Origin of the sequence: Streptomyces qaidamensis (assembly GCF_001611795.1) — a bacterium.
Classification (GTDB): Bacteria; Actinomycetota; Actinomycetes; order Streptomycetales; family Streptomycetaceae; genus Streptomyces; species Streptomyces qaidamensis.
Map to the genome: position 1 here is coordinate 3,861,075 of NZ_CP015098.1, position 12,500 is coordinate 3,873,574.

At 70.8% G+C, this 12,500-nt stretch carries 14 protein-coding genes and 1 tRNA gene; 4 read left to right on the forward strand and 11 right to left on the reverse strand.

Going from position 1 to position 12,500, the window contains the following annotated elements:
- The first annotated feature begins 185 nt into the window (after window positions 1-185).
- From A4E84_RS16890 to A4E84_RS16900, 3 genes are all read left to right on the forward strand, one after another.
- Window positions 186-3,926 carry an nSTAND1 domain-containing NTPase gene (locus tag A4E84_RS16890; protein WP_062927385.1) on the forward strand — a complete coding sequence of 1,247 codons (3,741 nt, stop codon included), beginning with the start codon at window positions 186-188 and terminating at the stop codon, window positions 3,924-3,926.
- 179 nt (window positions 3,927-4,105) lie between these two features.
- Entirely contained in the window at window positions 4,106-4,762 is a 657-nt protein-coding gene (locus A4E84_RS16895; protein WP_062927386.1) for a hypothetical protein, read from the forward strand.
- A gap of 419 nt (window positions 4,763-5,181) precedes the next feature.
- Window positions 5,182-5,257, forward strand: a tRNA-Arg gene (locus tag A4E84_RS16900).
- Between the two features lie 68 nt (window positions 5,258-5,325).
- On the opposite strand, the gene A4E84_RS16905 is transcribed toward A4E84_RS16900, so the two are convergent.
- The 11 genes from A4E84_RS16905 to A4E84_RS16955 all read right to left on the reverse strand — a co-directional run bounded on the left by A4E84_RS16905 (window position 5,326) and on the right by A4E84_RS16955 (window position 12,334).
- On the reverse strand, window positions 5,326-6,477 hold the full coding sequence (locus A4E84_RS16905) for a tyrosine-type recombinase/integrase (protein ID WP_062927387.1): 1,152 nt from the start codon (window positions 6,475-6,477) through the stop codon (window positions 5,326-5,328).
- The gene (locus A4E84_RS16910) at window positions 6,477-6,659 is read right to left on the reverse strand and encodes a helix-turn-helix domain-containing protein (protein WP_062927388.1); all 183 of its coding nucleotides are present in this window, start codon (window positions 6,657-6,659) and stop codon (window positions 6,477-6,479) included. Before A4E84_RS16910 ends, A4E84_RS16905 begins: the two co-directional genes overlap by 1 nt.
- The gene (locus A4E84_RS16915) at window positions 6,652-7,953 is read right to left on the reverse strand and encodes a replication initiator (protein WP_079128996.1); all 1,302 of its coding nucleotides are present in this window, start codon (window positions 7,951-7,953) and stop codon (window positions 6,652-6,654) included. Before A4E84_RS16915 ends, A4E84_RS16910 begins: the two co-directional genes overlap by 8 nt.
- 140 nt (window positions 7,954-8,093) lie before the next feature.
- On the reverse strand, window positions 8,094-8,339 hold the full coding sequence (locus A4E84_RS16920; RefSeq protein ID WP_062927390.1) for a hypothetical protein: 246 nt from the start codon (window positions 8,337-8,339) through the stop codon (window positions 8,094-8,096).
- Window positions 8,340-8,364: 25 nt separating this feature from the next.
- Entirely contained in the window at window positions 8,365-8,559 is a 195-nt protein-coding gene (locus tag A4E84_RS16925; RefSeq protein ID WP_062927391.1) for a hypothetical protein, read from the reverse strand.
- A gap of 15 nt (window positions 8,560-8,574) precedes the next feature.
- Window positions 8,575-8,766, reverse strand: coding sequence for a mobile element transfer protein (locus tag A4E84_RS16930; RefSeq protein WP_062927392.1), 192 nt, complete (start codon window positions 8,764-8,766; stop codon window positions 8,575-8,577).
- A gap of 2 nt (window positions 8,767-8,768) precedes the next feature.
- Entirely contained in the window at window positions 8,769-8,954 is a 186-nt protein-coding gene (locus A4E84_RS16935; protein ID WP_062927393.1) for a hypothetical protein, read from the reverse strand.
- A 16-nt stretch (window positions 8,955-8,970) separates the two neighbouring features.
- Window positions 8,971-9,633 (reverse strand): DUF2637 domain-containing protein, encoded by a 663-nt coding sequence (locus tag A4E84_RS16940; RefSeq protein WP_062927394.1) that lies wholly within the window; start codon window positions 9,631-9,633, stop codon window positions 8,971-8,973.
- Window positions 9,634-9,716: 83 nt separating this feature from the next.
- Complete coding sequence (locus A4E84_RS16945) at window positions 9,717-11,093, reverse strand: FtsK/SpoIIIE domain-containing protein (protein ID WP_062927395.1); 1,377 nt, start codon at window positions 11,091-11,093, stop codon at window positions 9,717-9,719.
- Window positions 11,093-11,449, reverse strand: coding sequence for an SCO3933 family regulatory protein (locus A4E84_RS16950; RefSeq protein ID WP_030851889.1), 357 nt, complete (start codon window positions 11,447-11,449; stop codon window positions 11,093-11,095). The genes A4E84_RS16945 and A4E84_RS16950 overlap by 1 nt, the downstream gene beginning before the upstream one ends.
- 165 nt (window positions 11,450-11,614) lie before the next feature.
- Entirely contained in the window at window positions 11,615-12,334 is a 720-nt protein-coding gene (locus A4E84_RS16955; RefSeq protein WP_233580483.1) for a GntR family transcriptional regulator, read from the reverse strand.
- Between A4E84_RS16955 and A4E84_RS44530 the strand changes: the two genes are divergently transcribed.
- On the forward strand, window positions 12,248-12,490 hold the full coding sequence (locus A4E84_RS44530) for a hypothetical protein (protein ID WP_237305171.1): 243 nt from the start codon (window positions 12,248-12,250) through the stop codon (window positions 12,488-12,490). The two genes, A4E84_RS16955 and A4E84_RS44530, sit on opposite strands and share 87 nt — an antisense overlap.
- The last annotated feature ends 10 nt before the right edge of the window (window positions 12,491-12,500 follow it).

Genomic DNA, 12,500 nt, shown 5'->3' on the forward strand with positions numbered 1-12,500 from the left:
AACCGGAACCTTGATTGGCACGTCCCTTTTGTCAGGTCAATCAATCCTGTGGGCGAAAGGGGTTTGATTGACTTCACATGCCGCAACACCTGCACGCCACCCGTGGGCAATCTGGGCGCTGTCGGGCGGCTTGTGTGTTCGTCACGCCTGATGTCGCTTTCGCCTGGCTGTACGGAGGTATGCGCATGGGGCGCCCGGAAAGACCGCTGGACCCGACGGCCGGCCCCGTGCCGCGGCTCGCGCACGAGCTCCGGGAGCTGCGCCGGACGGCCGGCGGCCCGTCCTACCGGGCCATGGCCAGGACGGCGGGGTTCTCGGCCACGACGTTGTCCCAGGCCGCGGCGGGCGAACGGCTGCCGTCGCTCGCCGTCGTCCAGGGGTATGTGCGGGCCTGCGGAGGAGACCCGGCCGAGTGGGAGCCCCGTTGGAAGGCCGCTCAGGCGGAGGCCGCCGGCGCCGCGCGCGAGGACGACGAGGACGCGGTGCCGCCGTATCGCGGACTGGCACGGTTCGAACCCGACGACCGGGCGCTGTTCTTCGGCCGGGACCGGCTGGTGGAGGAGTTGCAGGAGCTGGTCTGCGAGCACCGTTTCGCGGTGGTGTTCGGCGCGTCCGGCAGCGGGAAGTCCTCGCTGCTGCGGGCCGGACTCATCCCCCGCCTGGGGGAGAAGATCCTGGAGCTGGGCTCCCCGGCAGTCCTGCGGATCCTCACCCCGGGGCCGCGGCCCGCCTCCGAGTACGGCCACCTGCTGGCCCCGGCGCAGGACGAGCCGGAGAGCTGGGTGGTGGTGGACCAGTTCGAGGAGGTCTTCACCCTCTGCCGGGACCGGGAGGAGCGGGCACGGTTCATCGACCTGCTGCTGGCCGCCCGGAAGCCGGACAACCGACTCCGGGTGCTCATCGCCGTACGCGCCGACTTCTACGCCCGCTGCGCCGAGCACCGCGACCTGGCGGACGGCCTGCGCGGCACCGGCCTGCTGGTCGGCCCGATGACCGCGGACGAGCTGCGGGAGGCGGTGGTCAAGCCCGCGCAGGCGGTCGGGCTCCTGGTCGAGCGGGAGCTGACCGCGCGGCTCGTCGAGGAGGTGCTCGACGAGCCCGGCGGACTGCCGATGCTGTCGCACGCCCTGCTGGAGACCTGGCGCCGCCGCAAGGGCCGGATGCTGACGCTGACCGCGTACGAGGCGGTCGGTGGAGTGCGCGGTGCGATCGCGGCCAGCGCCGAGGAGGTGTACGGGCAGTTGTCGGCGGCACAGGCCCACACCGCCCGCCGCCTGCTGCTGCGGCTCGTCGAGCCCGGGCAGGGCACCCCCGACACCCGCCGCCCGCTCTCCCGGTCCGAACTGGAGGAGTGGGGGGACCCCGACGTGCCGCCGGTGGTGGAGCGGCTGTCCGGCGCCCGCCTGCTGACCCTCGACGAGGAAACCGTCCACCTCACCCACGAGGCCCTGCTCACGTCCTGGCCCCGGCTGCACGGCTGGATCGAGGAAGACCGCGAGCGGCTGCGCCACCACCGGAAGCTGACCGATGCCGCCCGCACATGGCTGGAGCACGACCGCGACCCCGGCGCCCTGTACCGGGGCACCCGGCTGGCCCGCGCGGAGGAGTTGTTCCCCGACCACGAGCGGGACCCCGCACTGACCGCGGCGGAACGGGCGTTCCTCACCGCCACGCTCGACGTCCGCGATGCGGAAGCCCGGGCCGCCGCCCGCTCCACACGCCGGGCACGGGCCGCGGTGGGCGTGCTGTCGGCCGTCCTCGTGGTGGCGCTGGTCGCCGGTCTGGCCGCCTGGACACAGCGCCGGGACAACCAGCACCGGCGCACCGACGACGTGGCCCGCCGGATCGCCGACGTCGCGGACGCCCTGCGCACGACCGAACCTCGCGTCGCGCAGCTCCTGGGCGTCGCCGCGTGGCGGGTGGCCCGCCTGCCGGAGACCCGGCGGGCCCTGCTGGGCTCACTCGGCCAGCCGGAACTGGACACCTTCAGCGATCACGCGCCGGACGACAGCGCCTCCCGCTACCTGACGGACTCGGGTCGCACGTTGCTCAGCGTCGAGGGCCGTACCTGGCGGACCTGGGACGTGGCACGGCACCGGCGGATCGCCTCGGGACGGTTGCCTGCGGGCGGGCTGGTGCTCGGGGCGAGTCCGGACGGCCGGCTGCTGGCGGTCCACGCGGACGACGGCGTACGGCTGTGGGACACGGCCGTCGGACGGTGGAGCGGTGACCGGCTTCCGGCGTCGTCCGGCGTGAACTTCGCCGGAAGCAGCTACGCCGTGAGCGACGTGGACGACTTCCGGGTGCAGGTCCGTTCGAACGCGGACGGCAGGCTGCTGTTCGAGACGCAGTCGGCGACCGTGGTCCCCAGCGCGGACGGCCGACTGGTCGCGTTCTGCCATGCCGGTGACGGGCTGCGGGTGCGGGACCTGCGAAGCGGGCGCACGGTGCCCGGGCGCTGGGAGCATGGCGGCGAGGTCTGCGGCGACGAGCGGGCACAGCTGGTGCTCGGCGACGGGAAGCGGCTCGCCGCCGTGAACGGCACCGGCGTGCGCGTCTTCGACGTCCGAACGGGGCGGCAGCTGGCCGACCTGCAGGACGCAGGGGTGAAGCTGGCCGCCTTCAGCAAGGACGGGAACTTCCTGGCGACCGCCGACGGGGAGGAGCTCAGGGTGTGGCGGCTGGGCGTCGACGCCCCGGTGTTCCGGCACTCCCTCAACAACCAGCATCTGTACGGCGCTCTGGCCTGGGACCCGGCTCACCCGGTGCTGCGGTATCTGGAGGGCGGCACGGTGCACTCGCTGGACGTCGCGACGGCCGTGACCTCCGCCTGGCAGGACCGGCCACTGGACAAGGTGCTGATCGGCCCTGACGGCCGTACCGTCGTCACCGCCCGGCGCATCGGTGACCGCTACGGCTTCGAACTGCGCGACACCCTCGGCGGGCGGCTGCTGCGGACGCTGCCGTCCCCGCCGCTCCCCGTCTCCCGCGACCCCGCCCGGCCGGTGGACGCCGAGCAGACCCTTGCCCTGCTGGCCTTCGGCCCCGACGGCACGTCGCTCGCGTACGGTGTCTCGGCCCCGGGCAGCGAGGCGTCCACGCAGCGCATCACGATCTGGGACGTCAGGCGGGGGCGGGCCCGCACGACGGTGGATCTGGCGCCGGGCGGGCCGGACGGGGCGGTGATCACGCTCGCCCTGGGCCCGGACGCCCGCACGCTCTACGCCGCCCGCACCCTGGCCGAAGGCACGCTGAGCAACGAGGTCTGGGACACCGCGCACCATCGCAGGACGGCGGCCCTCCCGGCGCTGTCCAGCCACCACCTCGCCGTCCGCCCCGACGGCGGGCTCCTGACCGGCGACAACCGTTCGGCGGCCCTGCCCGGCGGCAAGGTCGCCGGACAGGACCTCGTCCAGGGCGAAGAGCTCGGCGCCCTCGCCTTCTCCCCCGACGGTTCGCGGCTGGCGGCGGGGGACCAGACGGGCCGGGTGGCGCTGTGGGACGGGATGCTGCGGCAGCGGGCGGGAGTCCTGCCGAGCGTCTTCCCCACACTCCCGGAGGGCATCTCCGACTCACTCCTCGGCGACACCTCGGAGGCCGTCAGCGCCCTCGCCGTCAGTCCTGACGGCAGCACGCTGGCGGTGGGCGGCGAGGCGGGGACTCTCCAGCTGTGGGACATCGCCACGCAGCAGCCGATCGGCGGTCCGCTGACGACACCGGGCGAGGCGATCGACACGGTGGCGTTCGCCGAGGACAGCTCCACGGTGTACGCGGGGAGCGCGCACGTGCCCCTCCAGCGCTACACGATCCGCCCGTCGGAGGCCGTCGAGTCGGTATGCGCGCGAGCGGGCGGCGGCGACCTCACTCGGGCGCAGTGGCGGACGTACGTGCGTGACGTGCCGTACCGCGAGGTGTGCGGTGACTGACCCGTCCGGCATTGATTTCCCTGGTCAGAGGCGATTGATTGACCTGATGGAAAGGCTGGCCGATCAACCCCCCGGTCCCTGACGATCGACCCGTCGCTGCCCCGGTCCGACTCCCCCCTCGGCCGGGGCAGCGGCCCGACCCGACCCGCGGGTCGAGGAGTCCGACGGGAGAACGACCCATGAAGATCCGGAAGACCGGCCGCCGCCGGACGGCCGTGCTGACATCGGCCCTCGCCCTGGCACTGATCCCCCTCTCCACGGGCACGGCCAGCGCCAACACCAGCCCTGGCTGGGGCGACGACAGGCCCGATGTGATCTGGGACTGCAACAACGGCAAGACCGACCTGTGCCAGTACCACGAGGTCAACGCGTGGACCCAGCTGGGCAAGCGGCGTCAGGTCGGCAACCCGGTGTACAACTGCGCGGGCAGCAGGGACCTGGGCTTCGACCTCGCCTTCAGGACCGACCGCAGCACCTCGTACTCCTTCCAGCAGGAGACGAAGGTGGAGGTCAAGGCCGGATTCTCGGACGTGCTCGAAGGGGGCATGTCCGCCAGCCTGTCGCAGACGGAGAAGTGGGAGGTCGGCAGGACCACAAGCGCCGGCACCACACTCAAGGGCGTCATACCGCCCCATATGGCGGGCGGGTACTGGTTCGCGCCGTACTGGCGGAAATCCCAGGGGTGGGTGGAGGTCCACTACGGCAAGCGCAAGCACGGCCACTACTTCTGGTATTACCCCGGCAAGGGCTCCACGGGTGTCCAGATCGCCACGCCGGTGATGAACTCGGACGGCTCGATGAAGGGCAAGTGGTACTGGGCGACTTGGAAGTGCTGACCCGGCCGGCTTCGTGGTTCACATCCCCGAGCACCTCCAGCAGTCCCCGAGTACGCCCGCGTCCACCGGCTCGTCTACCCCTACTGCAGTGACGCCGAGTCGGACCGCTCCCAGCTCGACGCCTCCCTGTGGAACGGCCGCCTGCTCCTCACCCTCGGTTTCGTCCTCACCCGAAGAGAGGTCACCCTTGCTGAGCCCCACCGCCTGAGCACCCCACCGCCCACCCACCAACACCAGCGCCCGCCCGAGCCCCGATCCGGTACCCTGTGGATCGAGCGCCTCGGCGGGCGCTGCGGCATGTCACCAGGCCCAGCCTGTCCACGCGCCACAGCGGTCGCCTCCAGGACGCTCAGGGCTTGACAGACAGACCTGGCCACGGGCACTTCACCGAGTTCCGTGCAAGGTTTCGATCAAGCCCCGCCTTCGTAGCTCAGGGGATAGAGCACCGCTCTCCTAAAGCGGGTGTCGCAGGTTCGAATCCTGCCGGGGGCACCAGCCAAAAGGCCCCGGACCGATCTTGGTCCGGGGCCTTTGACATCTACTTCTGACATCAACGCGGGCGGTCACTCGCGGATGGGGCGTCTCCTGAGCAGGCGATCCATGTGGCTCATGGCTTCGCGCTGCGTGTCCTGGACGACGTGGGTGTAGACGTCCATCGTAATGCTGATCTGGGAGTGACCGAGGATCTCCATCACGACTCGGGGAGCGACTCCGGCCGCCGTGAGCAAGGTGGCCGTTCCATGGCGAGCGTCGTGCAGCCGGATCACACGGAGGCCGGCGGACTGGGCGACGCGGGTGAAGGAGCGGTACAGGTTGCGCGGCTCGACAGGGCGGCCGGTGCGGGTGGCGAAGACGTAGTCCGACTCCTGCCACCTCTCCCCCGCCTTGGCGCGAGCGTCCGTCTGCCGTAGGCGGTGCCAGCGCAGGGGCGCAATGCAGAGGGCGGGGAGAGGGACCGCCCGGCGACGGCGGCTCTTGGGGTCGTCGTCGTACAGAACGCCGCGGCGGCGCTGGACCTGGTGGCGGACGTACAGGACACGGTTGTCGAGGTCGAGGTCCGACCAGCGCAGGCCCACGATCTCTCCTCGGCGGAGCCCCATGGCGATGGCGAGCACGAAGGCCGCGTAGAGCGGGTCCTTGCGGGAGGCAGCGAGGAAGTCGAGCGTCTCGTCGAGGGTCCAGGGGTGCAGCTCGGGCTTGTCCGTGCGGGGCGGCTCGACGAGCTTGGCGACGTTGCGCGCGATGAGCTCCTCGCGACAGGCGGAAGACAGAGCCGAGCGCAGAACTCGGTGCGACTCCTTGGCCGTTGCGGCGGTCGTCTCCTTCTCCAGGCGGACGAGGAACCGGCGGACGTCGGCGACGCCGAGGGATTCCAGCCGCTTGGCACCGAGCAGAGGCACCAGGTAGAGCCGGACGTGTGCCTCGTACTTGTCGAACGTGCTGTGCTTCCGCCGGGGCTTGATGACGTTGTCCAGCCAGTACGGGAGCCAGTCCGAGAGCTTGGCCGACTTGGTGGGCACTGGCACGCCCTGGTCGACCTTGTCGAGCAGCTCGCGACGCTTGGCGTCACACTCGGCCCAGGTCTTGCCGTAGGCGAACTTACGGGCGCGGGTGCCGTCCGGCTGGAGGACGTAGACCGCGCACTGGAAGCGTCCGTCCTTGCGCTTGGTGATGGTGCCGGCGCCGTTGGGGTTCCGCTTGCGTTGCTGGGCCATCAGGCAGCCGCCTCCAGTTCGTGGGTGATGTACTCGCGGACAGCCCGCGCGGGGATCCGACGGCACCGGCCGATGGTGATCGAGGGCAGACGACGGGAGCGGATGAGGTCGTAGACGGTGGAGCGACCGAGCTTCAGCCGCTCCATCACGTCAGGCACCGTCAGCAGTTCGTCGTCATGCATGGGTGGGCTCTCCTTCCGTTCCGGGGGCGGGTTCGAGGGATGCGGCAAGCCAGGCTTCGGCCTCCGAGAGGCCGGTTCCGGCGAAGACCCAGTGCGAGAGCACGTACGTCGTGTCGGTCTCGGGGCCGTTGGCAGGTGTGGCTTGCGCACGGCGCCATTCGGCGCGGGCGTCGCGGAGGGCGCCGAGGGTGGTGGAGTAGCGGCGGGATTTGGTGGAGAAGTGGCCGCGGAAGCCGAGCATGTGGGCCCAGGCGCGCAGGCGGAGGTGTTCGAGGTCCTTGCGTGTGCCGAGGAACCAAGCGGTGCGGATCAGGCGGCGGGCGTGGTCGCTGATGTCGAGCTGGGCGAGTTCGGCGGCGAACTTGAGCGGCCGGTCGAGAGCTCCCGTCGCAGTCTCAGCACCCTTGGTGGCGTACTTGGCGATGTAGGCGGCGACGGCCCGCTCGGTTAGCTCCTGGCCATCGTTGAAGTCCGCCGAGCGGATGGTGCGGACGTCGAGTTGGCTGCCGAAGGTGAAGGTGTGGGAGCGGCCGTCGATGGTCGGGCCGTCCACGCGGACCTTGGCGGTGGCGCTGCGGATGGCGTCAGTGAGCAGGTCGGCGGTTGCCCAGGTAGGGGGTGAGGGGTCGCCGCCGCTGGGGCCGTCGATGCGGATGACGGCGTGGAAGTGGACCGCGCCGCGCTTCTGGTACTCGGCGACCTTGGCAAAGGACACGCGGGCGTGCTCGCGAAAGCGCCGCTGAGACAGGCCGGCGCGCTTGGCAACCTCCCGGCGCAGGTACGTCGAGAAGCGCCGCCAGAGCGGACCGGCGTGGGCGTTCCAGAGCACGGCGGCTTCGTAGTCGTAGGTGTCCGGGTCGAGCGCGGTGCCAAGTTCGTCGTCGTCCTGGTCGTGGTGGGTTCCGCAGCGACAGGGGCGCCCGCTGGAGGGGCGGTTGTGGACCGGGCCGAAGCTCGGCGCGGTGAAGGTGGCGAACACGCGAGGGTGGGCGGCGACGTGTTCGGGGGTGCCCTTGCCGCCGCGCAGGCCGGAGATGATCAGGTGGAAGGTGTCGCGGCGGTAGACCTCGGCGCAGGCCGCGCAGCGGGTCGTGCGGCGGTTGTTGCAGCGGACGAGGAGCTGTCCGGCCGGGAGGCTGGTCGAGTCGAGGCGGTGGAGGACGTTGCCGATCTCGCCGGTCGTGGTGTCGACGTCGTACTCGGTGCGGTGGCCGTCGAGGCGGATCGGGTGGGTGCAGCCGCCGAGTCCTGAGAGTTGGCGGAGGATACCCGGCAGTGTGCCCTGAGCGGCCAGGTTCGCGAGTTCCGGGAGTGGGGCCGGAGTGGTGCGGGTGAAGATGGCGATTCCCCTTCTGACTTGCTGGGTCGGGAGGAGCAGGCGCCGGGGCGGCGAAATGCTTGGTCGTGTGCCGCCGCCCCGGAGGCTGGCGCGGTTCAGCGGCGGTGGTGATCGCGGAGCATGGAGCGCAGGACGACGGCGGCAACGGCAACGGAGATGGCCGTGACGGCGACGGCCGCCAGGAGCGCGGTAAGGACGACCCCGCCGACGACCAAGGCCACGACGGTCTTCTGATCGATGGAGACCGACGGGAGTGAACGCCGTACGGGCGGCGGCTCGGTCGGGGTGTGGGTGTGCGCGGGCGGCGGGGTCGGGCTGTCGGGGTACTTCGGGAGGAACACGGGCCAGGTCTCCTTATCTACTCGTCTAGGCGTATGAGCCGTTTATGACGGTCACGCCAGAGCGCGTGCCGGACTCGATGGCGGGGGCGAGGAAGGTGCGGGAGAGCCAGAAGCCGAAGAGAGCGATCAGGACGACGATCCAGACGCGGACGCCGAGGAACCTGACTGCTCCCCAGGCGAAGAAACCGAGGACGACGACAAGCGGAAGGCTGACGGTCACGGGTCGGGAATCCTTTCAGCGCACGGGGCAGTGGTGGGTGCGGGCAGCCAGCTCGGCGGCGGCGCGGCTGTCGTAGTCGGCGGAGAAGCCGCAGCGCGGGGCCGTACAGGCGGCGGTGTGCTTCTCCCGGCCGCGACCGTCGTAGGACGTGCCGACCTGGACGGGGCCGATACGGCTGACGTGGCGGAAGCGCTTAGGCGCGGGCATGGTCAGTCCTCCTGTCGCGGGCTGGAGCGGGGGAAGTCGCGCAGGATCCGGGCGGCTTCCTCCGGATCCTGCGTGCGGTCGGCGGCTTCCTCGGCGAGGAGCCGGGCGAGCGCAGACCGGCCACTGACGGCCATCTCGCGGGCCGCCGCGAGGTAGTCGGCGGCCGTGTTGAAGCAGAAGAGCGGCATGATCTCCCTTTGCTGGTCAGGTGAGTTGAGCGGCGATGGCTTCGGCCATGGGCGGCGGGACACCGAGGCGGGCGCGCAGGGTCGGGGTGTCGATGGCCGTTCCAGTGCGGGTGCGGTGGTCGGCGGCGACTTTGCGGGCGTGCTCGACCAGGGCGGCCGGAACAGCGACCGGCGGAGGGGCCAACGGTAGGGCCGGTGCCGGTTCGGCCGCCGGTGGAGTCGGGGGGTCTGGCGTGGGATCGGGCACGTTCTCCTGGTCCTCGCTGCCGTCGAGTTCCTGTTGGTCTACGGCGTCAGTGGTCGCGCCGTGCGCTGTCGGAGGCGAGTGGACCAGGAGGGTTCCGCCGAGGAAGGCGACCGCGGGCCAGCCCGCCACGAGGATGCGCAGCCAGGCCGGTACGTGATCCAGGTCGAGCAGGCCAGCGGTGGCGACGTTCGCGCCCAGGGACGCGGCGAGTGCGATCAGGAACCAGCACCACCCGGCCGCTTTCGCCTCTCCGGAGCGCAGTCGGCGCCAGGCGGCGACGAGCAGCAGGTCCACGCTGATCGGGTAGGCCCACGCCTTCCACCCGTCCTGCCCGGCCGCCGAGGCGACATCGTGCAGGTGGGCGAAGGACAACGCGGCGGCGATGACGGCCTGAACGAGCACCGCATCGACACGGGCCAGGTGGGCACGCATGCTGCGGCTCCTTCCGAATTCGGGCATGGGAGGGGTAGGGACATGGCGTGACGCGGTCACGCCGACCGAGGTTGGGGGCGCGGTCAGTCGGCCACCGGCCGGGGCCGCACGGCCGGGCCCGGTGTCTCGACGGGCCGTACGGGCACGTCGGGCCTGAAGGGCTTGAGCGCGGGCAGGTCGGGAACCAGGTGGACCGACTCGCGGCAGGTCTCGGCAGCGTCGCCCAGCGACAGGTACGGCGTGCGGATGCGTGACCAGCCGCCGGAGGTGTCACCTGCCACGGCGAGGCCGGGCCGTTCGGGGGCGATGGCGCAGGCGGCCGTGACCGCTTCGGGTGCGATGTCGCCGAGCGCCATCTTCGCGGAGGCTTCGTCGTTCACTCGGTGGCAGACGCGGCCGGTCAACTGGGCGCGCAGCATGGTGGCGCCCTTGCCCAGCTCAGCGCCGAAGCGCTGCCCGCAGACCTCCAGGTAGATGCCGGCCGCGCGGCCGAGCTGGGCGAGGCGAATGAGCTGGGTGACCATCTCGTCCCGGCGTTCCTCGTCCTTCCTCGTGGCGACGAGGAAGAGTTCAGCCACCTCGTCCACGAACAGCACGATCGGGACCGGGCGTTCGGACTCGGGCAGTCCCCAGACGTCCGAGGTGATCTCCTCGGCCGGAGTGTCCGGGGCGATGCCTTGCCGGGCCTTGATCAGGTCGTATCGGTCCTCCATCTCCTTCACGAGCACGGGCAGCAACTCGGCAGCCTGCTCCGGATCGATCGCCAGCGCGGAAAGGCGGGAGGCGAACGGCGCCAGCTCCACACCGCGCTTGCAGTCGATGCCGACCAGGGCGACCGGCTGAGGAGCGAGTCCGGCGATCAGGTGCCGCAGATACATGGACTTGCCCGACAGAGTGGCGCCAAGGGTGAGTTGGTGGGGCACGGCCCGGTAGTCGCGCACGAAGGGCATGGCGTCCTCCCGCAGCGCCACCGGCACCTGAAGGAACCCGGCGTCCACCTTGCGAGGCATCCGCACCTGCCTCAGCACGTCGAAGCCGACCAGCCGCAGTTCGACCACACCGGGCTTGATCGTGGTCGCGTACACGGCGTGAACGCCCCAGGCGTGCCGCAGCCGTTCGGCCGAGGCGGCGACGTCGGCTGGTTCCTGCCCCGGAGCGAGCCGGAGCCGCAGCCGCAGCCCGGTCGAGGTGGGCCGGATGATGCCCCGGCGCGGCGGTACGGGACGAACCTCACGGCGAGTGGTGGCCTTGACCGCCAGCATCCGCAGCCGGGAGGGGGCCACGGTCAGGCCGCAGGCTTCCATGACCGAGCCGTAGGAGCTGAGGAGCCGGGCGGTGGAGATCGGCAGGCCGACTGTGGACCAGTACACCGCGGGGTGGTTGGCCCGGGCGTAGGCGGCCCCGCCGCCGAGTGCGGCGACAGGACCACCCACTTTCAGGAGTGTCGTCAGGTCGTTCATCAGGCAGCGGCCCCGGTGGCGGCCGGGAACGCGGCCGGTGTCACGGCGGCGGCGCGGTAGGCGATGCCGTGGCGCTGCTGTCCGTTGAAGACGCTCTCCCACGGCCGGGCCACCAGACCCGGAAGCGAGACCGGAGCCCCGAGCGTCAGCCCCTCGGACACCCCGCTCTCGGGAACGGTGACCTTGATCAGCGACGACTCGCCGTCCTCCAGGTAGACGACGCCGATCGTCATCAGAGCCTCTCCGCTGGTGGCGTCCTTGGCGATCTCACCGGTCTGCCGGTCGCGGACCTTGGGCTCGGGGGCCTCGGTCAGCAGGATCGTTGCGGCTGAGGTCTCTACACGGATGGTGCGCAAGACTTCTTCCCATCTACTCGTCTATACAAGATGCAGCGCTCGAACCCGATCTCCGGGAACGGCAACCACCTTGCCACACAACTTGCCCACTCGTCTATACGAGTAGGCCTGTTGGGGTGTACGAGTTCGGAGAAGCCTCCCCGCGCACCACCGCCGATCAGGCGCTCACGTCGCCGGAAGTTGGTACGACAGGACGTACGCGTCCGCAGCCATGACCGTGTCGCAGACCTCCACGGCCCGCCCCTCCTGGTCGAACGCGGTCCGGATCAGGTGAATGACCGGCACGCCGGAGGCCAGCCGCAGCGTGCGCACCTCATCAGGCGAGGGCATCCGGGCACGAATCTCTTCCTCGAAGTGGTCGAGGCGGTGCCCCAGCTCCTCAAGCCGGGCGTAGATACCACCGGGCCCGGGGTTCGGCTCGGCGATCGGCGTACCGCGCGCGATGTCGAGCGGCAGGTACGAGGTAGCGAACTCCACGGGCCGCCCGTCCAGCAGATACCGGCGACGCCGGGCCAGCACCCGACGCACGGACCCGAGCCGGGTGGAGACGTCCTGACTGGCCTTCTCCTCCTTGACCTCCAGGCTGTCCACCTGCGGGTGACTGCCGGCGGCGTCGGCCTCCACGATGAACGCGGACTTCCCCTGCTCGCGATGGCGCCGGGCGAACCGGTCGGAGGCGAGCCGCCTGACAGGCGGCCGTGGTCGCACGAAGACGCCCTTGCCATGCTCGGCGTGCACCAGGCCCTCACCCTGGAGGACGGAGAAGGAGTTTCGAACCGTCATACGGGAAACCCCGTAATGCTCGACAAGTTCGGCCTCGGAGGGCAGCTTTTCACCCTCCTTGAATCGCCCACGGTCGATGGCCTCGCGCAGCTGGTCGGCGATCTGCCGGAAGACCGCACGATCGCTCGTGGGGTCGAGATCGCCGAGGAGGCCGGAGGAAAGAGAGGGCACGTGTACTCCTTTAGGTATCTAGACGAGTGGGCGAGCTTTGTTGCTACGGTGGAGAGCCTAGCCATCCGAGAGGGCAGAGGAACGTGAGCACCGACCG

Excerpts from the sequence above, each read along its gene's own strand:
- A4E84_RS16890 (WP_062927385.1), top strand. The coding sequence starts at position 186 with ATGGGGCGCCCGGAAAGACCGCTGGACCCGACGGCCGGCCCCGTGCCG.
- A4E84_RS16895 (WP_062927386.1), top strand. The coding sequence starts at position 4,106 with ATGAAGATCCGGAAGACCGGCCGCCGCCGGACGGCCGTGCTGACATCG.
- A4E84_RS16905 (WP_062927387.1), bottom strand. The coding sequence starts at position 6,477 with ATGGCCCAGCAACGCAAGCGGAACCCCAACGGCGCCGGCACCATCACC.
- A4E84_RS16910 (WP_062927388.1), bottom strand. The coding sequence starts at position 6,659 with ATGCATGACGACGAACTGCTGACGGTGCCTGACGTGATGGAGCGGCTG.
- A4E84_RS16930 (WP_062927392.1), bottom strand. The coding sequence starts at position 8,766 with ATGCCCGCGCCTAAGCGCTTCCGCCACGTCAGCCGTATCGGCCCCGTC.
- A4E84_RS16935 (WP_062927393.1), bottom strand. The coding sequence starts at position 8,954 with ATGCCGCTCTTCTGCTTCAACACGGCCGCCGACTACCTCGCGGCGGCC.
- A4E84_RS16940 (WP_062927394.1), bottom strand. The coding sequence starts at position 9,633 with ATGCGTGCCCACCTGGCCCGTGTCGATGCGGTGCTCGTTCAGGCCGTC.
- A4E84_RS16945 (WP_062927395.1), bottom strand. The coding sequence starts at position 11,093 with ATGAACGACCTGACGACACTCCTGAAAGTGGGTGGTCCTGTCGCCGCA.
- A4E84_RS44530 (WP_237305171.1), top strand. The coding sequence starts at position 12,248 with ATGCTCGACAAGTTCGGCCTCGGAGGGCAGCTTTTCACCCTCCTTGAA.